Source organism: Amycolatopsis balhimycina FH 1894 (assembly GCF_000384295.1).
Classification (GTDB): domain Bacteria; phylum Actinomycetota; class Actinomycetes; order Mycobacteriales; family Pseudonocardiaceae; genus Amycolatopsis; species Amycolatopsis balhimycina.
In genome coordinates this window covers 6,491,891-6,513,697 of record NZ_KB913037.1, presented here as the reverse complement: position 1 = coordinate 6,513,697, position 21,807 = coordinate 6,491,891, and the positions used below count along the sequence as shown (strand labels likewise).

The 21,807-nt window shown below is 71.4% G+C and carries 18 protein-coding genes; 9 read left to right on the top strand and 9 right to left on the bottom strand.

Going from position 1 to position 21,807, the window contains the following annotated elements:
• Window positions 1-4: 4 nt before the first annotated feature.
• The 6 genes from A3CE_RS0129830 (at window position 5) to A3CE_RS0129805 (ending at window position 8,499) form a co-directional block, all read left to right on the top strand.
• The gene (locus tag A3CE_RS0129830) at window positions 5-1,858 is read left to right on the top strand and encodes a TIR domain-containing protein (protein WP_020643765.1); all 1,854 of its coding nucleotides are present in this window, start codon (window positions 5-7) and stop codon (window positions 1,856-1,858) included.
• Entirely contained in the window at window positions 1,858-4,710 is a 2,853-nt protein-coding gene (locus A3CE_RS0129825) for a tetratricopeptide repeat protein (protein WP_020643764.1), read from the top strand. Before A3CE_RS0129830 ends, A3CE_RS0129825 begins: the two co-directional genes overlap by 1 nt.
• A 47-nt stretch (window positions 4,711-4,757) precedes the next feature.
• Window positions 4,758-6,239, top strand: coding sequence for a radical SAM/SPASM domain-containing protein (locus A3CE_RS51780; protein WP_020643763.1), 1,482 nt, complete (start codon window positions 4,758-4,760; stop codon window positions 6,237-6,239).
• Between the two features lie 21 nt (window positions 6,240-6,260).
• A complete protein-coding gene (locus A3CE_RS0129815) occupies window positions 6,261-6,704 on the top strand; it encodes a DUF4231 domain-containing protein (RefSeq protein ID WP_020643762.1) in 444 nt (147 codons plus the stop codon).
• A gap of 101 nt (window positions 6,705-6,805) precedes the next feature.
• The gene (locus tag A3CE_RS0129810) at window positions 6,806-7,720 is read left to right on the top strand and encodes an ATP-binding cassette domain-containing protein (RefSeq protein ID WP_020643761.1); all 915 of its coding nucleotides are present in this window, start codon (window positions 6,806-6,808) and stop codon (window positions 7,718-7,720) included.
• Window positions 7,717-8,499: an ABC transporter integral membrane protein gene (locus tag A3CE_RS0129805; RefSeq protein ID WP_043791142.1), complete on the top strand. Its 783-nt coding sequence runs from the start codon at window positions 7,717-7,719 to the stop codon at window positions 8,497-8,499. Before A3CE_RS0129810 ends, A3CE_RS0129805 begins: the two co-directional genes overlap by 4 nt.
• Window positions 8,500-8,557: 58 nt before the next feature.
• On the opposite strand, the gene A3CE_RS0129800 is transcribed toward A3CE_RS0129805, so the two are convergent.
• Together A3CE_RS0129800 and A3CE_RS0129795 are read right to left on the bottom strand one after the other, a co-directional pair.
• The gene (locus A3CE_RS0129800) at window positions 8,558-9,229 is read right to left on the bottom strand and encodes a response regulator transcription factor (protein WP_020643759.1); all 672 of its coding nucleotides are present in this window, start codon (window positions 9,227-9,229) and stop codon (window positions 8,558-8,560) included.
• Window positions 9,226-10,797, bottom strand: a complete 1,572-nt coding sequence (locus A3CE_RS0129795; protein WP_026469003.1) for a sensor histidine kinase — start codon at window positions 10,795-10,797, stop codon at window positions 9,226-9,228. The genes A3CE_RS0129800 and A3CE_RS0129795 overlap by 4 nt, the downstream gene beginning before the upstream one ends.
• 223 nt (window positions 10,798-11,020) lie before the next feature.
• On the opposite strand from A3CE_RS0129795, the gene A3CE_RS0129790 reads away from it, so the two are divergent.
• Window positions 11,021-11,230 carry a hypothetical protein gene (locus A3CE_RS0129790; protein ID WP_020643757.1) on the top strand — a complete coding sequence of 70 codons (210 nt, stop codon included), beginning with the start codon at window positions 11,021-11,023 and terminating at the stop codon, window positions 11,228-11,230.
• On the top strand, window positions 11,227-11,988 hold the full coding sequence (locus tag A3CE_RS0129785; RefSeq protein WP_020643756.1) for a hypothetical protein: 762 nt from the start codon (window positions 11,227-11,229) through the stop codon (window positions 11,986-11,988). The genes A3CE_RS0129790 and A3CE_RS0129785 overlap by 4 nt, the downstream gene beginning before the upstream one ends.
• On the opposite strand, the gene A3CE_RS0129780 is transcribed toward A3CE_RS0129785, so the two are convergent.
• Entirely contained in the window at window positions 11,970-12,191 is a 222-nt protein-coding gene (locus A3CE_RS0129780) for a hypothetical protein (RefSeq protein ID WP_020643755.1), read from the bottom strand. The genes A3CE_RS0129785 and A3CE_RS0129780 overlap by 19 nt on opposite strands.
• 8 nt (window positions 12,192-12,199) lie before the next feature.
• Window positions 12,200-13,327, bottom strand: a complete 1,128-nt coding sequence (locus A3CE_RS0129775) for an inorganic phosphate transporter (RefSeq protein ID WP_020643754.1) — start codon at window positions 13,325-13,327, stop codon at window positions 12,200-12,202.
• A 195-nt stretch (window positions 13,328-13,522) separates the two neighbouring features.
• Here A3CE_RS0129775 and A3CE_RS0129770 point away from each other — a divergent pair, with 195 nt between their 5' ends.
• Window positions 13,523-14,935 carry a nitrilase-related carbon-nitrogen hydrolase gene (locus A3CE_RS0129770; protein ID WP_020643753.1) on the top strand — a complete coding sequence of 471 codons (1,413 nt, stop codon included), beginning with the start codon at window positions 13,523-13,525 and terminating at the stop codon, window positions 14,933-14,935.
• On the opposite strand, the gene hutI is transcribed toward A3CE_RS0129770, so the two are convergent.
• Genes hutI through hutH form a run of 5 tightly spaced genes read right to left on the bottom strand, consistent with a single transcriptional unit; the run spans window position 14,916 to window position 21,730 of the window.
• Window positions 14,916-16,073: an imidazolonepropionase gene (gene hutI / locus A3CE_RS0129765; RefSeq protein ID WP_020643752.1), complete on the bottom strand. Its 1,158-nt coding sequence runs from the start codon at window positions 16,071-16,073 to the stop codon at window positions 14,916-14,918. The genes A3CE_RS0129770 and hutI overlap by 20 nt on opposite strands.
• On the bottom strand, window positions 16,061-17,362 hold the full coding sequence (locus A3CE_RS0129760; protein ID WP_020643751.1) for a formimidoylglutamate deiminase: 1,302 nt from the start codon (window positions 17,360-17,362) through the stop codon (window positions 16,061-16,063). Before A3CE_RS0129760 ends, hutI begins: the two co-directional genes overlap by 13 nt.
• Window positions 17,359-18,555: an allantoate amidohydrolase gene (locus A3CE_RS0129755; protein ID WP_020643750.1), complete on the bottom strand. Its 1,197-nt coding sequence runs from the start codon at window positions 18,553-18,555 to the stop codon at window positions 17,359-17,361. Before A3CE_RS0129755 ends, A3CE_RS0129760 begins: the two co-directional genes overlap by 4 nt.
• Entirely contained in the window at window positions 18,552-20,204 is a 1,653-nt protein-coding gene (hutU, locus tag A3CE_RS0129750; RefSeq protein ID WP_020643749.1) for a urocanate hydratase, read from the bottom strand. Before hutU ends, A3CE_RS0129755 begins: the two co-directional genes overlap by 4 nt.
• Window positions 20,204-21,730: a histidine ammonia-lyase gene (gene hutH / locus A3CE_RS0129745; RefSeq protein ID WP_020643748.1), complete on the bottom strand. Its 1,527-nt coding sequence runs from the start codon at window positions 21,728-21,730 to the stop codon at window positions 20,204-20,206. The genes hutU and hutH overlap by 1 nt, the downstream gene beginning before the upstream one ends.
• Between the last annotated feature and the right edge of the window lie 77 nt (window positions 21,731-21,807).

Genomic DNA, 21,807 nt, shown 5'->3' with positions numbered 1-21,807 from the left:
GCCGGTGACCCGGGTTTTCCTCAGCTACGCCGAAGAGGACGCCGACGTGGCCGGCCGGGTCGCCGAACGGCTCCGCGCCTCGGGCGCCGAAGTCTTCCGCTGGGAAGATCCCGAAAACCAGGCCGAGCGGTTCGTCGAACGGCTCCAGTCCGAGATCGAAAAGGCCGACGTCTTCGTGGCGCTGATTTCCCCGGCCGCCCTCGCCTCGCCGTGGTGCGCCCGGGAACGCGACGTCGCCTTTCACCGCGAAACCCAGCTGAAACGGCAGTTCGTCTACGTCTTCGAGGTCGTTCCGACGAAAACCGACGGAACCGGGTTCCTGCGCACCTACGCCTGGGTCGACCTGAAGGCACCGGTCGACGACCAGAAACTGCACCGCGCGCTGGCCGTGCTGGAACGGGAACGGCCGGCGCCGTCCGGAGGCGGCACCAACGGGACACCGCCGAACGTCTTCCGCAACCGCACCGACGAGCTCACGCGCATCCGGACCACCCTCGGCACCACCGGCACGGACGACTTCTGGCTGGTCGTCTCCCCGCCGCGGATGGGGAAGTCGTGGTTCCTCCACCGGCTGCTCTGGGAGCTCCAGGAAGGGGACTGGCGCGCCCGGCTGATCGACCTGCGCAACCTCCCCGCCGGCTACCGCGCCGACTGGGCCAAGGTGCTGTGCCAGCTCCTGGACGTGGCCGAACCCGCCGGTTCCTTCACCGAAGACGACCGTTACCGGGCCGCGGCGGTCGTGAGCAACCGCTCGTGCCACCAGCTCTTCCTGCTCGACAGCGCCGAACTGCTGGAACAGCCGGCCGCGCACCAGCTGCGCCGGGAGCTGACGGAGATCTACAAGCTCGTCGGCGACAGCGGCAACGAAAACACCCGGATGAGCGTGGTGGTCGGGACGCGGCGGCAGGACGAATGGCAGGGCTTCCGCAGTTCGGGCGGCTCGTCGGTGCTCTTCCAGGTGCTCCCGCTGACCGAGTTCACCGTCAGCGTCGTCCGGCAGGCCCTGCACGAGTTCAAGCGGAGCTTCGGCGCCGACCGGCTGAACCGCTGGGCCGAAGGGCTCCACCAGCTGAGCGAGGGCCTGCCGGCGCTGCTGGTCAAGGGACTCCAATGGGCGGAGGAGACCGCGTTCATGCGGCTCGCCGACTGCGAAAACGGCCACCAGGGCGTCTTCGACACCGTCGCCCGCCCGTACATCAGCGAAGACCTGCTGGCCGCCGACAGCCTGCTCCCGTTCGGCGGGGATCAGCTCTCCGCCCGCAAGAAGGCGCTCGAGCTGACGTTGCGGGCGATCGTCCCCTACCGCATCTTCACGCAGTCGCACCTGCGCCACCACATCGAGCACGACGTCGAACTCGCGGACGCGCTGCGCGCCGCCGGCTGGGACGAGACCGGGCTGTGGGAGGCGATGAGCCGGACCGCGCTGCTGGCGAGCCCGTCGGAGGAGCTGTGGCAGGTCCTCAACCCGCCCATCCGGCGGCTGCTGTACCGGTACTACCACCCGGACACCCGGGCGCGGCTCGGCGTGCACGTGACGGCACGGGAGTTCTACGAGAAGTGGGCGGTGACGCCCGCCGGCGTCGAACAGGGCGTGGTGCTGATCGAATGCCTGTGGCACGAAGCCACGAAACTCCGGCTGGAAGAGCACCGGGACCTGCGGCCGAAGCTGCTGGCCGCCACGGTCGAGCTGTCGGCCGCGTTCGGCAGGCCGGAACGGTTCGGCCCGGCGGAGTTCAGCCGGTACGTCACCCAGAAGCTGGGCGCCGACTTCGAGTTCGCCTCGCTCCTGCGCTCCGACGAAGGCCTGTTCGACGACGTCGTCCGCACGCTCGGCGAGACCATCTCCGGAGGTGGCTGATGCAGCCGATGCCCGTCACCGACTACGTGCCGCGCCGGGAGGAAGCCGAGCTCCTGGCCGAGGTGGCCCGGGTGCGGTCCACCCGCCACAGCGGCGTCCTGCTGATCTACGGCGTCGGCGGGGTGGGGAAGACGAAGATGGTCCGCGCGCTGGCCCGCCGCGGCGGCCCGGACCGCCACACGCACTGGATCACGCCGATCGACATCGACGACTCCGAGTTCTGGCTGCTGGAGAACCTGCAGCGCGTCGTCGCCGAAGAGCTGGATCCCGAAGCGGTCTTCTTCAGCCCCTTCCTCACCTACCTGTCCCAGCTGCCGCAGTACTCGGCCCGCCGGATCGGCCGGGACACCATCGCCAGCCACCACCGGCGCATGCGCGAGCTGTTCGTGCAGTGCTACACGGACTTCGTCGAGAAGACCGGCGCGACCGTGGTCATCACCCTCGACACCGTCGAGACGATCCGCAGCACGTACCTGCTGATCACCCTCACCCAGTGGATGCGCCGGCTCCCGGCCACCCTGTTCGTCCTGTCGGGACGGCCGGCGACCGGCTGGGGCGGGCGCGACCCCATCCGCGAACACCTCGACGACCCCCGCAACCCGCTCCCGGTGACGGAGATGGAGCTGCACGGCTTCGGCCACGAAGACGCCGTCGGTTTCCTCGACGCGAGCGTGCTCGGCGATTCGCTCACCGCGGAGCAGAAGGAACACCTGGCCGACCTGACGGCGGGACACCCGCTCTGGCTCGCCCTCGCCGTCGACTACCTGCAGAGACGCGATCCGCCGCCGGAAATGGCCGAAGAGGGGCCGTGCGACGGTCCGCTGCGCGAGAACTTCCGGCGCCGCCTGGTCACCCCCTACCGCAGCGCGAACTTCTGGTCGGAGGCGATCAAACGCCTCGCGGTCGTCCGCCACAGCATCGACCAGCGGGTGTGGGGCCGCCTGATGGACGACCAGGACCTCCCCGACGGCGTCGGCGACTGGGACCAGGCGTGGACGGAACTGTGCCGCCGCCCCTGGATCCGCCGCCGGGCCAACGCCCGGTACGTCACCCTGCACGACGCCCTCGCCGAAGAGCTGTGCCTGCGGCTGATCCCGCTGCACGACCTGGACGAAACGTGGCGCCACCAGATGTGGCGGCGGGCGTCCGACGCCTACGAAAGCCTGGTCGGCGCCGAGTACGAGGCCGTGGTGGGCGAGCTTTCCACCGTCTTCGACACCGGCGAGGACCCCGACAACGCCGTGTTCCGCCGGGTCGCGGAGCTGGACATCCGGAAACGCGAGTTCGACCAGCTCCGCACCGCCGCGCTGTACTACCGGCTGCTGAGCGACTTCGAAGGCGGCACCGAGCTGTTCCTCGAGACCTTCAGCACCGCCGCCGCCCAGCACGACCTGCACTTCCAGGAGCTGGCGTGCCACGAGCTCGAGCGGTTCCTGCCGCCGGCTTCGGAAACGGCGCTGCTGGAGGACGCCGTCGGGGTGGTCATCGAGCGGTTCCGCTCCTGGCTGGTCACGACACCGCTGCGGTACCTCGACATCGGGATCAGGATCGCGCAGTTCCTCACCAACAACGCCCAGCCCAGGGCCGCGTTGTCGCTGCTCGACCGGCTGCCGGAGGACCAGGCCGACGCGGACCTGCGGTACCGGCTGGCGAACGAGCGCGGCAACGCCTGGATGGGCATCCCGGGCGAGGTCGAGCTGGCCAAGCACCACTTCGATCTGGCGCTGGAGTACACGGACGGCCTGCCGTCACCGGACCGGGAGCACCGGCGGGCCCAGGCGTACAAGGAACTCGGGTACTACACGAGGAACCTCGGCCGGTGGCAGCAGGCCGACACGTACTACCACTCGGCCTACGAGGTCATCGCCGCCGTCGTCGGCCCCGGCCGTCCGAGCGCCGACCGCGAAGAGCTCGCGTCCATCCAGGCGAACTGGGCGTACCTGCGTGCCCTGCACGGTCAGTACGACGACGCCCGCAACCTGATCGAAGCCGCGATCGCCGTGCGGCGGCGGCTGGGTTCGGACCACCAGCTCGCGGTTTCCTACAGCGTGTCGGGCGAGATCTACCGCTACGAACGCAAGTTCACTCTGGCGTGGAAATCCTATGCCCAGGCGGAGACATGCTTCTCGACTCTGCGTAACTGGCCGTGGATCGGGATGATCCTCCAGGAACAGGCGATCTGCCTCTTCCAGGCCCACCAGTCCGGGTACGAACTGCTCCCCGATCCGGTCACGCAGGCCAAGCAGATCATCCTGCGCTCCCTGGAGATCTGCCGCGACTACGCGATCAGGTGGTACCCCTCCGCTCTCAACCGCGCCGGGCGGATCTTCGGGGACGAAGACCCCGACACGGGTCTCGACTACCTCGACAAGTCGGTCACCGAAGCCACGAGGGTCGCCGACGGCTGGTTCGTCTCGGCCGGCCTCATCGAGTACATGGAGCTCGTCTACGAGGTCTGGACCCGCACCCGGGACCCGCGCTACCGTGCCCTCATCAGATCGCGGGTGGCCGACATCGAGCGCGCGATCGAGGAATACGACTACACCGATCTCGAGGCCCGCTGGGAACTGCTCCAAGGTCACCTGATCCTGCACGACAATCTCGACGGCACCGCGTCGGAGACGCTCGACGACGCCTTGACCCACTATTCCGTGGGTTTCCGCATCCTCGCGGATCGCCGGGTGGGTTCGCACGGCGCCGCCGCCATCGCGAGCGAGTTCGAAAGATTCCACCAGCTCTTCTCGCTGCTCAGCACCGAAACGCAGGTCCGGTGGTACGCCAGATTGCGCGAGGACTGGTCCACGAAAAGCCGATCGACTTCCTTGCTGGCTAGACTCGAACAACTGTACTAAGACCACCCGCGTGTTCCGGGTCGTCCGGCCAGTGAGAGGGTTTCGCGATGCATTCCAGCGACCAGCGCGCTGTCGCACTGTCCGGTTCGGACATTCCGGGAGCGCAGGAGCTGCTCGTCCACAGCTGCGAGGACTGCGCCTGCCCGCCGAGTGGTGGGAGCGCCGTCCGGGCGGCCGCCGAACCACCCGGCGGCCCGCTCGTGCGCGCGCGGGAGATCGTGGAATGCCCGGTCGACGACGAGCACACCGCGTTGTTCAACCCGGACGGGAACGGCGGGGTGCTGATCGTCAACCGGCGGGGACGCGCCCTTCTCGACCTTTTCGCCACACCCCTGGAGTTCGGCGGGATCGCGGCGTCGGGATTCGGCGACGAATCGGCGGAAGCGGCCGTGCGCCACCTTTTCGCGCACGACCTGCTGCACCCCGCGGGCGCACCCCCGGATCCCCGGTTCGCGGAAAGCCGGCAACTGACCGCCTGGCTGCACGTCACGAACAAGTGCAACCTGAAGTGCCCGTACTGCTACGTCAGCAAGTCCGACGACGCCATGACCCGGGACACCGGGCGGGATTCCGTCGACGCCCTCGTCCGCTCGGCGGTCCGGAACGGATTTTCGGCGCTGCGCCTCAAATACGCCGGCGGCGAGGCGAGCCTCAACGCCGACGTCCTGCTGGATCTCCACCAGTACGCGCGGGAACGGTGTGACGCGGCCGGCTTGACGCTCAGCGCGGTCCTGCTCAGCAACGGCGTCGCGATCGGCAGGCGGCTGGCGGCGGCGCTGACCGAGCACGGGATCGCGGTGATGATCTCGCTCGACGGCATCGGCGAGGCCCACGACGCCCAGCGTCCCACGGTGGGCGGGCGGGGGTCGTCGCACCTCGTGCTCCGCACCGTCGGCCGGTTGCTCGAGGCCGGCGTCCGGCCGCACATCTCGATCACCATCACCAGCCGGAACGTCGACGCGGTCGGCCCGGTCGTCCGGTTCGCTCTCGAGCGGGACCTGACCTTCAGCTTCAACTTCTTCCGGGACAACGACTGCTCGTCGGCCGTGGCCGACCTCCAGTACGAAGAGAAGGCGATGCTCGCGGGCCTCGAAGCGGCGTTCGCGGAGATCGAGGAAAACCTGCCCCGGTGGAGCGTCCTGGGGTGCGTGCTGGACCGGGGCCAGCTGCTCGCGCCCCGCCGTCGCGCCTGTGGCGTCGGCGACGACTACGTCGTGATCGACCAGCGCGGCGGAATCGCCAAGTGCCACATGGAAATCGGCGACACGCTCGGCAACGTGCGGACCGTGGACCCGGTGCTGGCCGTCCGCGACGACTCGCGCGGGATCCGGAACCTGCTCGTCGAGGACAAGCAAGGCTGCCGCGACTGCACGTGGCGCCACTGGTGTTCCGGCGGCTGCGCCGCGGCGACCTTCCGCGCCACCGGCCGGTTCGACGTCCGCTCGCCCAACTGCGCCATCTACCGGACCATTTACCCCCAAGCCGTGCGTCTGGAAGGATTGCGGCTGCTCCGGTACGCGGGCCGCTGACCAGTGCGACAGGGAGGTCCGATGGACGACCCGGTTCCCGCCGAGCGCCCCGAACCAGGCCGGGGGCTCGCGATCGCCGACGCCTCCTACGACTGGTACCGGTCGCACGCCATCCGGTCCCGCCGGTGGTACAAGGTGTCCGAGGTGGGGATGCTCGCGCTGTCGGCCAGCATCCCCGTCATCGCCGCGATCAGTGCCACGAGCACGGTGCCCCTGGCGATCATCGGCGCGGTGCTCGTCGTCGGTTCGGGCCTCCGGTCGGTGTTCCACTGGCAGGACAACTACCTGCGCTACAGCACCGCCCGCGAAGCGATCGACGCCGAGCGGCGGCTCTACCACATCGGCGCGGAACCGTACGCCGACGCGGCGACCCGGGAAGAAACCCTCGTCCGGGCCGTGACGCGCATCGAACAGGGCGAGCTGACCACCTGGACGAGAGTGGCCGCGGAAAAACCGCGGACCTGACCCCTGCCGAAAGTCGGGGACGGTCCGCGACCGTCGTCCGATGCCCCCGGTGCCCCGGAAACCGCAGACTCCCGGAGACAGGCGAAACCGGGAGGGGAACCATGATCACGCTTCGAAAACTCACGAAGCGCTACGGGGAGAAGACCGTCGTCGACGCGCTCACCTGCGACGTCGCACCGGGGCAGGTGACCGGGTTTCTCGGCCCCAACGGCGCCGGGAAGTCGACGACCATGCGGATGACCGTCGGGCTCGACCACCCGCAGGACGGCGAAGTCCTGGTCGGCGGGCGGCGTTACGGCGAGCTGCGGCACCCGCTGCGCGAAGTCGGCGCGCTGCTCGACGCCAAGGCCCTGCACCCCGGCCGCGGCGCCGGGAAGCACCTGCTGGCCATGGCGCGCAGCAACGGGATCGCGGCGAGCCGCGTCGAAGAAGTGCTCGCGACCGTCGGGCTCTCCGACGTCGCCGGTAAGCGGGCCGGCCAGTTTTCGCTCGGCATGGGGCAACGGCTGGGGATCGCGGGCGCGCTGCTCGGCGACCCCGGCGTGCTGCTGTTCGACGAGCCGGTCAACGGCCTCGACCCGGACGGCGTCCGCTGGGTGCGGCAGCTGATGCGGTCGCTGGCGGCCGAGGGACGGACGGTGTTCGTCTCGAGCCACCTGATGAGCGAGATGCAGCTGACCGCCGACCACCTGATCGTCATCGGCAAGGGCAGGCTGCTGGCCGACGCGCCGGTCGCGGAGTTCATCGCGGGCAACTCCCGGACCACGGTGTCGGTGCGCGTCCCGGACGATGCCGAACGCTCCTCTTTGGACGCGCGGCTGCGCGCCGGGGGCGGTCTGACGCACCCTGGTGAGCGGGGCGAGCTGGTGGTGGACGGCCTCGACGTCACCCGCGTCGGGGACCTGGTGCACGAACTGGGGATCCGCGTGCACGGCCTCGCCGAGCGGACGGCGTCGCTCGAGCAGGCGTACCTGGAACTGACCGCTTCTTCGGTGGAATACGGGGTTTCGGCATGACTGCTTCTGTCGAGGTGCGTGGCGGCTTGTCCGGAGCGGTGGCCGCGGAGTGGACGAAGTTCTGGTCGGTCCGGGCGACGTGGTGGTGCCTGCTCACGGGCGCCGCGCTGATGCTGGGCTACGGCACGCTGTCGGGCATCGCCCAGCGCTATGGCGACCACCCGGAAGCCGCGAACACGATCGCCCTCGGCGGCGGCTTCTACTTGACGCAGTTCGCCGTGATCGCCCTGGCGACGCTGTTCGTGACGAGCGAGTACGCGGGCGGCGGCATCCGTTCGACGCTGCTGTGGACACCGGTGCGTTCACGGGTGGTCGTGGCGAAGGCGGCGGTGCTGCTGCCGGTGCTGTTCGCGTACGGCGTGCTGCTGGCGTGCGCGGGAATGGCGCTGGCGGCCGCGGTGAAGGACGGCCACGGCCTGCCGACGTCTCCTGAAGCGGCCTTCACGACGGCGTCGGGCATGGGCGGGTACTTCGCGCTGCTGGGACTGCTGTGCACGGGCATCGGCTGGGCCCTGCGCAGCGCGGCGGGGACGCTGGTGTCGGTGATCGTGCTGCTGGTGCCGCTGCCGCTGATCGTGGCGTCGCTGGGGTTGCCGGAGACGGTGCCGTACTTCCCGGGGATCGCCGGGGTCAACGCGATGGTCGAGGCCGGGCAGCCCAACCCGGTCACGATGGCGCCCGCGCCCTATGCGCCTTGGGTGGGCTTGGCGATCTGCGCGGCTTGGACCGCGGCGGCGTTGCTGACGGGGGCGGCGGTCCTGCGCCGCCGCGACGCCTGACGCTCGAGCCGTGCCGTGAATGGCACATTGAGGGACTTGAAGTCTCTCAATGTGCCATTCACGGCTTTGCTGCCGCGTCTCCCCCGGTCAGTCCCGCCTCGTACGCCGTGATCGCCGCCTGGACCCGGTTCTTCACCCCGAGCCGGGTCAGGATCGTGCTCACGTGTGCCTTGACCGTGCCCTCCACGACGAACATCTTCGCCGCGATGTCCGCATTGGACAGTCCGGCGCCGAGCAGCGCCAGCACTTCGCGCTCGCGCGGGGTCAACGCGGCGATCCGTTCGCGGGCCGCGGCGGCGCGGACCAGCTGCCCGCCGGACAGCCGCGCGATCACCCGCTGCGCCACCTTCGGCGAGAGGAACGCGGCCCCGTCGGCGACCGCGCGGATGCCGGCCAGCAGCTCGCGCGGGTCGCCCGACTTCAGCAGGAACCCGCCCGCGCCCAGCCCCAAAGCGCGCTCGATGTAGTCGTCCTCGCCGAACGTCGTCAGCATGATCACGCCGGTGGCGGGCAGCAGCCGCCGGATCTCCGCCGCCGCGCCCAGGCCGTCCAGCCCGGGCATGCGGATGTCCAGCAGCACGACGTCGGGATGTGTGGCGAGTACCTGCGAAACGGCCGAACGACCGTCGGCGGCTTCGGCGACGACCTCGATACCCGGGTCCGCAGCGAGGATCGCCGCCACCCCCGCGCGCATCATCGCTTCGTCGTCGGCCAGCACGACCCTGATCACGTTGCTCCCTCGGCGAACCTGTCCTTGGCGACCAGCTTGCCATCGGCGAAGCACAGGCGGTACGCGGCATAGTCGTTGTCGAGCCACGACCGCCCGGTGCCGTAGTACTCGCACGCGACGCCGGCCACCGGCGGCTGCGGTGGCTCGCCCCGCACCGGGCGGGCGATGCGCTGGCGCTCGGGCAGCCGCGGCGCCACCTCGGCCCGGGACTGCCCGAGCCGCAGCCCGTCGTAGACCGGCCCGGGCAGCTCCGAGGAGTTCCACTCGTAGAGGAACACGATCCCGCTGACCGCGAGAACCGCCCCGAACAACACCAGCGGGACGGCCACCGCCAGGATCAGGCTGCGCCGCACGTCGCGCCGCGCCAGCTCGAGGGCCCGGGCCGACGTCGGCTCCCTGGTCTCGTCATCGGCGGCGGCGTCCGGCGGCTCGACCGGCGCGGCGCCGTGCGGCAGCGTCGCGGTGACGGCGAACCCGCCCTCGTGCGGGCCGGCCCGCAGCGTGCCGCCGGCGAGCCGGACGCGCTCACGCAAGCCGATCAGCCCGACGTGCCCGGACGCGGCCCCGGGCAGCGGCCCGGCGGGTGGCGGCGCGTTGACCACGCTGACGTCGGTCCGCGCGCCGGTACTGGCCACCCGGACCGTCACGGCGGCGCCCGGCGCGTGCTTCGCCACGTTCGTCAAGGCTTCCTGCACGACGCGGTAAGCGGCGCGAGCCACCATCGGCGGTGCCGCAGCCAAGTCCACTGTGGACTCGATGAGCAGGCCGGAGGCCCGGGCGCGCGAGATCAGCTCGCCGGGGTCGCCCTGCACCGGTTCCACCGGCGCGGCGTCCTCGCGCAGCACGCCGATGATCTCCCGCAGCCGCTCGGTGGCGGCCGCGGCACTGGTCCGCAGCTGCGCGGCGGCGTCGCGCTGGGTGTCGTCGAGGCCGCCCGCGACCTCCAGCGCGGCGGCGCGGACCGCGATCAGGCTCAGCTCGTGCCCCAGCGAGTCGTGCATGTCGCTGGCGATCCGCGCGCGCTCGCGCAGCCGCGCCTGCTCGGCGACCAGCCGCTGCCTGCTCTCCATCTCCTCGGCCCGGCGCCAGCCCGTGCGGGCGAGCTCGCCGCGCACGCGGACGTACCGGCCGAGCAGCCACGGCGACAGCCCGGCGAACACCAGGATCGCCACCATCGCGGCCCAGTCCCCGAGGCCGTCGGGCCCGGCGAACAGGGCCAGCGGCAGCCCGAGGACCGTGACGGCGACGCCGATCAGCACGCCCGGCCGGGCCCGGGTCATCCGCAACCCGGCCAGGTAGCTCATCGCGACCAGCACGAACACCACCCAGACCGGCACGTGGTCGCCGTACGGGAACGGCACGGCCAGCGCTCCGGCCAGCGCGATGCCGAGCGAGACGACCGGGTACCGCCGGGCCGTCGCCGTCGACCCGATCACCACGGCGACGCCGCCGGCCAGCTCCCAGTACGACCCGGACCCGACCGTGCCCGTGGCGACGACGAACGCGAGGAACAGCCCGAGAGCGACGTCGAGCACCACCCGCCACTTACGTTTCGTCACCTCTCGCACGGGTCCGAAGCTACAAGCCGTGACAGCGGGCGACCACTGCCGAAAGTCAACGGTTGCTCGAGGTGACGGGTGAGCAGTGCTCTCACTTTGGAGCGCCGCACCCGAGGCGGTTGCGAGCAGTGCTCTCGAAGCTGAGCACCATCCCGGACGCCGACACGGACGGCGGACGTCTCGATGCGCATATCCGCACGGCAGCGGCCCGGGTGTTGCATGATGATCCACCATGGCCGAGCGCACACTCGCCGATCAGTTGGGCGGCTACCTCCCCGAAGGCATCGAAGCCCTCGAAGAGCACGAGCGGCAGGATCTCGCGAACGCCCTGCGGGACGCACGCAGGCGGCAGGCGAAAGCGCTCGCCGAAGCGGGCGAAGAAGGCCTCCGATACGTACCCGCGCCGCTGCGCGGAGTGGTCCGGAAGGCGGTGGGCCTGTGACATCGGAAAAGCGGACCGAGGACTACGCGGCCCGCGCGGAGATCCTCAAGCTGGCCCGCGTCCTCGACGTCGAGCCGGCGCGGCTCGAGTACCTCGCCCGCGTCGACGCCGACGACCTGCAGGCGTTCCGCGAGCAGGTCACCGACACGCTGTTCGACGCGAACGCCGCCGTGCTGCAGCGGATGGCGCTGGCCGCGCGGGTCGTGCCCGTCGGAGTGCTCGCCAAGATCGCCGAGAAAGTGTTCGGCCCGCTGCTGTGCGCCCGGATCGCCGGCCTGGTCGACGTCTCGCGCGGCGTCGAGGTCGCCAAGCGGCTCCACCCGCGGTTCCTCGCCGAGGTCGCCGCGGAGCTCGACCCGCGGCGCGCGAGCGCGATCATCACCCGCATCCCGCTGGACACCGTCCTCGCGGTGGCGGCCGAACTGGCCCGCAAGGAGGACTGGATCACACTCGGCCGGTTCGTCGGGCACCTGCCGGACCCGACCGTCCGGCAGGCGCTGGAGCGGATCGACGACCCGTCGCTGCTGCGGATCGCGTTCGTGCTCGACGACAAGCACCGCGTCGACCACGTCGTCGGCCTGCTGCCGGCCGACCGGCTCGGCAGGCTGGTCACCGCCGCGAGCGCCGACGAAGACCTCTGGACGCCGGCGCTCGACCTCCTGGCCCACCTGGGCGAAGCCCGCCGCGCGACGCTGAAGCCGATGCTCGGCGGGCTGCCCGGGAAGTTCCGGGAACGCGTTCAGGCGACGATCAAGTAGATCCCGTAGCCGACGATCGCCGCGCAGGCGGCGAAGCAGACGACCGCGCCGGCCAGTGGGCCCGTGCCGGAGGCACCGGACTCGCGGGCCGTGTCGCGCTGGGAGAGCCCGACCACCCCGAAGGAGAACAGGCTCGTCAGCACGACGACCGAAGCCAGGGCGACGGCGAAGACGATCCCGAGGGAACCCCAATTGATGTGCACGGCGCTCCTCAGGCGTTGGCCGGCTGCGACACGGCGGATTCGGACGCGTTGACGGAATCGGCGTTGACCGGGTTCCGCTTCGAGGCGAGGTAGATGCCGAGCGCGACGACGACCCCGGCCAGGCCGACCAGCACGGTGCCCCAGGTCCCGAGCGTCGAGATCTCGGCGGCGAGCGCGCCGACGATCGCGGCGGCGGGCAGGGTCAGCGCCCAGGCCAGCACCATCTTGCCCGCGACGCCCCACCGGACCTCGGCGAGCTTGCGGCCCAGGCCGGAGCCGATGATGCCGCCCGAGCAGACGTGCGTGGTGGACAGCGCGAACCCGAGGTGCGCCGAGGTCAGGATGACCGCCGCGGCGCTGGTTTCGGCCGCGAAGCCCTGCGGCGTCTGGATTTCCGTGAGCTTCTTGCCCATCGTCTGGATGATCCGCCAGCCGCCCAGGTAGGTGCCGAGCGCGATCGCGGTGCCCGCGGTCAGGATCACCCAGACCGGCGGGCTCGAGTTCGGCGCGAGCGAGCCGGACGCGATCAGCGTCAGCGTGATGACACCCATGGTCTTCTGCGCGTCGTTCGTGCCGTGCGCGAGCGACACCAGCGACGCCGAGGCGATCTGGCCGGCCTTGAAGGTCCGCCCCACCGTGTCCTGCTTCGCCCGGGCGGTGATCCGGTAGACGAGGAAAGTCCCCAGCGTCGCGACGATCCCGGCGACGATCGGCGAGGCGAGCGCCGGGATGAGCACCTTCTCGACGACCTTCCCGAAGTGGACGGCGTCCGAACCCGAGGCGATCCAGGTGGCGCCGATCAGCCCGCCGAAGAGGGCGTGCGACGAGCTCGACGGCAACCCGATCAGCCAGGTCACGAGGTTCCACACGATGGCACCGACGAGCCCGGCGAAGATGATCACCGGTGTCACCTTGGTGTCGTCGACGATGCCGCCGGAGATCGTCTTCGCGACCTCGACCGAGAGGAACGCGCCGACGAGGTTCAGCACGGCGGACACAGCGACGGCGACTCTCGGCTTGAGCGCTCCGGTCGCGATCGAGGTGGCCATCGCGTTGGCGGTGTCGTGGAAGCCGTTGGTGAAGTCGAAGGCCAGTGCGGCGACGATCACCACCAGCACGATCAGCGAGAAGTCCATGGGCGGCTCTCTTCCGTAGCTGTTGATTAGCAACGCTACTGATCAACTTCGGCCCGTCCGATCCCAGCGGCGTGACGGCTTCCTGAACTCTCGATGAACCGGGGTGAGGAAAACCCCACCCCCGAGCCGGTGGTTCAGCCCAGTGTCCCCACCCGCCCCACCTGAAACGCTCGCAACCGGGCGAAGGGAGCCATGATGACCAAGCTGGGGTGGTCGGTCGCCGCGACGGTGGCGTCGGCGGTGTTGTTCTTTTTCGGCACGGGCTTGGACCCGCTGCCCGAACTCGCGTGGCTGGCGCCGCTGCCGGTCCTGCTGCTCGTTCCGCGCGTCAACGGCGCGATCGCGTTCCTCTGCGCGTTCGTCGCCTACCTCGCGGGCAGTTCCGGGAGCTGGAGCTACTTCTGGCATTCGCTGTCGATCCCCCGCCCCGCCGCGCTCGGGATCCTCGGCGGCAGCGCGCTGCTGTTCGCGGTCTCGGCCGTGCTCTTCCGGCTGCTGGTCCGCCGCGGTCACGGCTTCCTGGCCGCGCTCGCCGCGCCCGCGCTGTGGACCGCCGCGCTCTACGTCGTTTCGCTGCTGAACCCGACCGGCCTCATGGGCACCTTCATGACCACCCAGGCCGACCGGCCGTCGATCGTGCGGCTCGCCGCGGTCACCGGCGGCTGGGGCGTGGAGTTCCTGGTGCTGCTCGTCCCGGCCGCCGTGGCCGCCGCCCTGGCCCCCGGCGTCCGCGCCCGGTCCCGGACGGTCGGGCTGGTCGCCGTCGCCGCGGTCCTGGGTGCGCTCACCTTCGCGAGCATCCCGTCGCTCAACGGCCCCTCGACGCGGGTTGCGCTGATCGCCCCCGCGCAGAGCCGCTGGGCGGTCGACGTCGCCACCCCGGACGGCCAGGCGCTCGTCCAGTCCTATGTGGACCAGATCGGCCGCCTGCCGGACGGCGTGAAAGCCGTGGTGCTCCCGGAAGCCGCCTTTGGCGTGGACCAGGCCGGCCGCCCACGGCTCGTCGAGGCCTTCACGCAGGTCGCCCGCGCGAAGAACCTGGACGTCGTCACCGGCGTCGTCGACACCACCGGAGAGGGCCGGTTCAACGCCACCCTCGCCGTCCCGCCCACCGGAGAACCGGTCGAATACCGCAAGTGGCACAACGGGGACGCGAAGAACATCACGTCCGGCACCGAACTCACCCACTTCGCCGGGATCGGGCTGATGGTGTGCATGGACGTCAACTTCGCCGACCCCAGCCGTGGATACGGCGAAGCCGGCACAGGCCTGGTCCTCATCCCGGCGTCCGACGAAGACGCCGACGGCTGGGTGCACAGCCGCACGGCGCTGATCCGCGGCGTCGAGAACGGCTTCTCGGTGGCGTGGAGCGCCGCCCGCGGCACCCCGATGCTGGCCGACGCCCAGGGACACGTGCTGGCCGAAACCCACACCGGCGACCGCCCGTTCTCGGTGATCGCCGCCGACGTCCCGATCGGCCCCGGAAAGACCCCGTACGCCCGCTTCGGCGACTGGTTCGCCTGGCTCTGCGGCCTGGTCGCGCTGGCCGGGATCGTCACGACGACCCGCAGACCGTCGTTGTCACCCGTCACGACTCTGCCGCGGTGACCCGGACCCCGGCGCGCCACACCGAATGCGTCAGCGGGACCCCGGGCCGGTACGCCAGGTGCGTCACCGAAGGCGCGTCGAGCACGTGGACGTCCGCCCGTGCGCCGGGCCGCAGCACGCCGACGTCGTCGCGGCGCAACGCCTTCGCCCCGCCCGCCGTCGCGGCCCAGACGGCCTCCTCGATCGTCATCCGCATCTGCAGCACCGCCGTCGCGACGCAGAACGCCATCGACGTCGTGTACGAGCTGCCCGGGTTGGCGTTGCTGGCCAGTGCCACCGTCGCGCCCGCGTCGAGCAGCCGCCGGGCCGGGGCCAGGGGCTGGCGGGTCGACAGGTCGCACGCGGGCAGCAAAGTCGCGACCGTCTCGGAAGCCGCCAGCGCCTCGACGTCCGAGTCCGAAAGGTACGTGCAGTGGTCGACGCTCGCCGCGCCGAGTTCCACCGCCAGCCGGACGCCGGGGCCTTCGCCGAGCTGGTTGCCGTGCACGCGCAGGCCGAGCCCGCGCTCGGCGGCGGCCTTCAAGACTCGTGCCGACTGGGCCTCGTCGAACGCGCCGGTCTCGCAGAACACGTCCGCCCAGCGCACGCTTCCCGCTACGGCGTCGAGCATCTCGCCGCAGACAAGGTCCACATAGGACTCGGCATCGGCGCCGGGCGGGACGAGGTGCGCGCCGAGGAACGTCACCTCGTCGGCCACCTCGCCGGCGACCCGGGCGCTTCGGGCTTCGTCCGCGACCGTGAGCCCGTAGCCCGTCTTGGTCTCCAGGCAGGTCGTCCCCTGCCGGGCCGCTTCGCCGACGTGGCGGCGCAGGTTCGCCGCCAGCTGCTCGTCGGACGCCTCCCGCGTCGCGCCGACGGTGATCGCGATGCCGCCTGCCGTGTAGGGCTTTCCGGCCATCCGCGCTTCGAACTCGGCGGTGCGGTCACCGGCGAAGACCAGGTGGGTGTGGCTGTCGACCCAGCCGGGCAGCACCGCGCGGCCGTCGACGTCGACGCGCTCGTCGGCGGCCGGAGCCTGCGCGGTGGCCCCCACCCAGGCGACCTTTCCGTCCTCGACGACCAAGGCGGCCTCGGTCAGCCGGCCCAGCGCCGGGTCGTTGGTGGTGAGTTCGCCGATGCCCGTGATCAGGATTGCCACAGTGCCTCGATCTCCTTCGCCAGAACGGTTTCCGGTCGGTCGACGAGCAGGTGCGTGCCGTCGCGCACGACCTCGCGGCCGGCGACGACGACGTGCCGGACGTCGGCGCCGGATGCCGCGAACAGGATCCCGGACGGCTCGATCCCGGCCGTTCGCACCGAATCCAGGGACACGGTGACGAGGTCCGCGCCCGCCCCCTCGACGAGCCGGCCGACCTCGTCCCACCCGGTCGCCGCGTGGTCCGTGCCCGCTTCGAGAAGTTCTTCCGCGCTGAACCGGCCGCGTTCCTCACTGGCCAGCCGGTCGTCCAGCTCCAGCGCGCGGGTCTCTTCGAACGCGTCGACGACGGCGTTGCTGTCACTGCCGATGCTCAGCCGCACCCCGGCGTCCCGCAGGGCGCGGGCCGGGCCGATGCCGTCGCCGAGGTCGCGTTCGGTGGTCGGGCAGAAGCACGCCCCCACCCGGAACTCGCCGAGCCACCGCACGTCCCGGTCGGTGAGGTGGGTCGCGTGGACCACGGTGAGCCGCTCCTCGAGCACGCCGTTGTCCCACAGCAGCCCGGTCGGGGTGAACCCGGTGGCCGCCTCGCACTGCTCGTTCTCCGCCCGCTGCTCGGACAGGTGGATGTGCAGCGGCCGGTGCCCCGGCACCGCGTTGTCCACTTCGGACAGCTGGTCCTCGGGCACCGCGCGCACCGAATGGATCGCCCCGCCGACCCGGAACAGCTCACCTTCTTTCAGCGCCCCCACCCGGTCCGCCCAGGAATCGGCCGAGCCGTCCGAGAACCGCCGCTGGACCTCGTCCGGCTCGACGCCGATGCCCCCCGCGAGGTAGCACGTGTCGAGCAGCGTGAGCCGGATCCCGGCGTCGGCCGCGGCCTGGCGCAGGGCCTCCCCCATCGCGTTCGGGTCGGCGTACGGCTTCCCGCCGGGCGCGTGGTGCAGGTAGTGGAACTCCCCGACGCTCGTGTACCCGCCGAGCACCATCTCCGCGTACACCCCGCGGGCCAGCCGGTAGTACGTGTCGGGATCGAGCCGGGACGCCAGCGCGTACATTCGCTCGCGCCACGTCCAGAACGTGCCGCGCTCGTGGTGCGTCCGCCCCCGCAGTGCCCGGTGGAAGGCGTGCGAGTGCCCGTTCGCGAAGCCCGGCAGCGTCAGTCCGGTGAGCACAGTGCCGGACCGCGGCGACCCTGGCGTCACGCCTGTGATCCGGCCGTCGGCGACGTCGATCCGCACGCCCGAAGCGATCCCGCCGGGCAACCACGCCTGCTCGCACCAGAAGCTCATCGCGCCAGCCGCTCCAGGGCCGTCACCAGCGCTGAAGCACCGGCTTCGACGTCCTCGGTCTCGGCGAACTCCTCCGGCGAGTGGCTGATTCCGGTCGGGTTGCGCACGTAGAGCATCCCGGCCGGGACGAACCCGGCGAGGATGGCCGCGTCGTGCCCGGCGCCGGTCGGCAGCTCCGGCGGGCCACCGAGCCAGCCGCCCAGTTCGCGGCGGAGGGTGCCGTCGAAGACGACATCGCCGGAGTAGGACTCGCGCGTCACCTCGACCCGGCAGCCCTCCTCCTTCGCCGCCTCCGAGGCCGCCCGGCTGATCTCGGCGACCAGCCCCGGCGTGCCTTCGCCGGGTACCCGCGCGTCCAGCCACAGGTCCACTGTGGACGCGATGACGTTGGTCCCGCCGGGGGTCGGCACGAGCCGGCCGACGGTCGCCCGCGCGTCCGGCACCTTCGCGGCCAGCCGCCGGACGGCCGTGACCGTCGCCGCGGCGGGCAGCATCGGATCCGCGCGGTCGGCGAGCAACGTCGCCCCGGCGTGGTTCCCCTGCCCCGCGAACGAAAACCGCCACCGTCCGTGCGCGATCACCGTGCTGCCGACCGCCACCGGCGCACCGAGGTCGATCAGCCCGCGCCCCTGCTCGACGTGCAGTTCGAGGAACTGCCCGATCCGGTCGAGCCGCTCGGCGTCCGGGCCGATCCGTGCCGGGTCGACGCCTGCCTTCGCGGCCGCCTCGGCGAACGTCACGCCGTCGGCGTCCCGCAGGCTGCGCGCCTTGTCGGCGTCGATCGTGCCGGTGAGCAACCGCGAACCCAGGCACGGGACGCCGAACCGGCCGCCCTCCTCCTCGGCGAACACCACGACGGCGAGCGGCCTGCGCGGCCGGAACCCCTTGGCTTGCAAGGTCTCGACCGCGGCCAGCCCGCTCACGACCCCGAGCGGGCCGTCGAACGCGCCGCCACCCGGCACCGAGTCGAGGTGGCTGCCGGTGACCACGGCGTTGCGCCCCGGCGGCCCCCACCACGCCCAGATGTTGCCGTTGCGGTCGGTTTCGACGTCCAGCCCGAGCCCCAGCGCGCGCTCGACGAACCACTCCCGCAGGTCGTGCTCGGGCGCGTCGAAGGCGTGGCGGGAGTAACCGCCGCGCTTCGGGTCACGCCCGACGTCGGCGATCTCCGCCAGCAGCCCCGAGGCGCTCACTCGGCTTCCCGCATCGGCACCCGCACGCCGCGCTCGTCGGCGACGTCGGCCGCGCGCTCGTAACCGGCATCGACGTGCCGGATGACGCCCATGCCCGGGTCGTTGGTGAGCACCCGCTCCAGCTTCTGCGCGGCCAGCGGCGTCCCGTCGGCGACGCTGACCTGGCCCGCGTGGATGGACCGGCCCATGCCGACGCCGCCACCGTGGTGGATCGACACCCAGCTGGCGCCCGAGGACGTGTTGACCAGCGCGTTGAGCAGCGGCCAGTCGGCGATCGCGTCGGAGCCGTCGGCCATGCCCTCGGTCTCGCGGTACGGCGAGGCGACGCTGCCGGAGTCGAGGTGGTCGCGGCCGATGACGACCGGGGCCTTCAGCTCGCCGCCGGCCACCATCTCGTTGAACCGCAGCCCCGCCAGGTGCCGTTCGCCGTAGCCGAGCCAGCAGATGCGGGCGGGCAGGCCCTGGAACGCCACGCGCTCGCCGGCCAGCTTGATCCAGCGGGCGAGGGATTCGTTCTCCGGGAACAGGTCCAGCATCGCGCGGTCGGTCGCGGCGATGTCCTCGGGGTCACCGGAGAGCGCGGCCCAGCGGAACGGGCCGTTGCCCTCGCAGAACAGCGGCCGGATGTAGGCGGGCACGAAACCCGGGAAGTCGAACGCGCGCTCACAGCCGCCGAGTTTCGCCTCGCCGCGCAGGGAGTTGCCGTAGTCGAAAACCTCGGCGCCGCGATCCAGGAAGCCCAGCATGGCCTCGACGTGGTCGGCCATCGACTCGCGCGAGCGGTCGGTGAACTCGTCGGGCTTCTTGGCCGCGTAGTCGTGCCAGTCGTCGACGCTGACGCCCTTGGGCAGGTACGAAAGCGGGTCGTGCGCCGACGTCTGGTCGGTGACGATGTCGACCTCGACGCCGCGGCGCAGCAGCTCCGGCAGCACCTCGGCGGCATTGCCGACGACGCCGACCGACAGCGGCCGCTTCTCCTGCTTCGCCTTGGTGACGCGGGCGATGGCGTCGTCCAGGTCGTCGGCCACCTCGTCAAGGTAGCGGGTCTCGACGCGGCGGTGCGCGCGCTGCGGGTCGCACTCGATGACCAGCGCCACACCGTCGTTCATGGTCACGGCGAGAGGCTGCGCGCCGCCCATGCCGCCGAGGCCGGCGGTCACGGTGAGGGTGCCTTTCAGGCTTCCGCCGAACTTCTTCTTCGCGACGGCGGCGAACGTCTCGTACGTGCCCTGGAGGATGCCCTGGGTGCCGATGTAGATCCACGAACCCGCGGTCATCTGGCCGTACATGGTCAGGCCCTGCTGCTCGAGGCGACGGAACTCCGGCCAGGTCGCCCAGTCGCCGACCAGGTTCGAGTTCGCGATGAGCACGCGCGGCGCCCACTCGTGCGTGCGGAACACGCCGACGGGCTTGCCTGACTGGACGAGCAGCGTCTCGTCGATGTCCAAAGTGGTCAGTTCGCGCGTGATCGCGTCGAAGCTGGCCCAGTTGCGGGCGGCCTTGCCGGTGCCGCCGTAGACGACGAGGTCCTCGGGCCGTTCGGCGACCTCGGGGTCGAGGTTGTTGTGGAACATCCGCAGCGCGGCTTCGGTCTGCCACGACTTGGCGGTGAGCTGGGTGCCACGGGCGGCACGGACTACGCGGGACATCAGACCTCCAGACGGGCGGCGTCGAGGACGGCGCCGGAGCGGACGAGTTCTTCGGCGGCCGCGATCTCGGGCGCCAGGTGACGGTCGGGGCCGGGGCCGTCGACCTTCGTGCGGAGCAGGTCGCGCACCGCGCCGGTGACCGGCGACGGTTCGAGCGGCGCGCGGAAGTCCAGCGCGCGAGCCGCCGTCAGCAACTCGATGGCCAGCACGGTGGTCAGGCCGTCGACGGCCTTGCGCAGCTTCCGCGCGGCCGACCAGCCCATGGAGACGTGGTCCTCCTGCATGGCGCTGCTCGGGATCGAGTCGACGGACGCGGGCACGGCGAGCCGCTTGAGCTCGCTGACCACGGCGGCCTGCGTGTACTGGGCGATCATGTGACCGGAGTCGACGCCGGGGTCGTGTGCGAGGAACGGCGGCAGGCCGTGCGAACGCGCCTTGTCGAGCATCCGGTCGGTGCGCCGCTCGGCGATGCTGGCGACGTCGGCGACCGGGATGGCCAGGAAGTCCAGCACATACCCGACGGGCGCGCCGTGGAAGTTGCCGTTGGACTCGACGCGGCCGTCGGCGAGGACGACCGGATTGTCCACAGCGGACATGAGCTCGCGCTCGCCGACGAGTTCGGCGTGGGAGAGGCTGTCGCGCGCGGCGCCGTGGACCTGCGGGGTGCACCGCAACGAGTAGGCGTCCTGGACGCGGTTGCAGTCCGGGCCGCGGTGGCTCTCGACGATCTTCGAGCCCTGCAGCGCCTGCCACATCCGGGCGGCGGACTTCGCCTGCCCGGGGTGCGGGCGCAGCGCCTGGAGATCGGCGGCGAACGCGCGGTCGGTGCCGAGCAGGGCTTCGACGCTCATCGCGGCGGTGAGGTCGGCGATGTCGAAGAGCCGGTGCAGGTCGACGGCGGCGAGCAGGAGCATGCCGAGCATGCCGTCGGTGCCGTTGGTGAGCGCGAGGCCCTCCTTCTCGGCGAGGACGACCGGCTCGATGCCGGCCTGCTTCAGCGCTTCTCCCGCGGGTTTGGTCACGCCGTTGTGGACGACTTCGCCTTCGCCCATGAGCGCGAGCGCGACGGCGGCCAGTGGCGCGAGGTCACCGGAGCAGCCGAGCGAGCCGTACTCGTGGACGACCGGGGTGATGTCGGCGTTGAGCAGGGCCGCAAGCGTTTGCGCGGTGCCCGGCCGGACGCCGGTGTAGCCGCTGGCGAGCGTCCGCAACCGCAGCAGCATGAGCGCACGGACGACCTCGGCCTCGACGGCGGGCCCGGCGCCGGCGGCGTGCGACCGGATCAGGCTGCGCTGCAGCGCGGTCCGGCTCTCGACCGGGATGTGACGGGTGGCGAGCGCGCCGAAGCCGGTCGAGACGCCATAGGTGGGCGTGACGGCGTGGGCGAGGTCCTCGATGTGCTGACGCGTCGCGGCGAGGTTCTTCTCGGCCGCGTCGCTGAGCCCGACGGGCGCGTGGCCGCGGACGACGTCGACGACCTGGGCGGCGGTCAGGGGCTCCGGGCCCAGGAGCACTTTTTCCGGCATGGGCCCATTGGACATCGTCCTTCCCGCTGGTGGGCCGCCTGAACGAGTGGTTCTGTCTGGTATCCCAGACTTGGCTA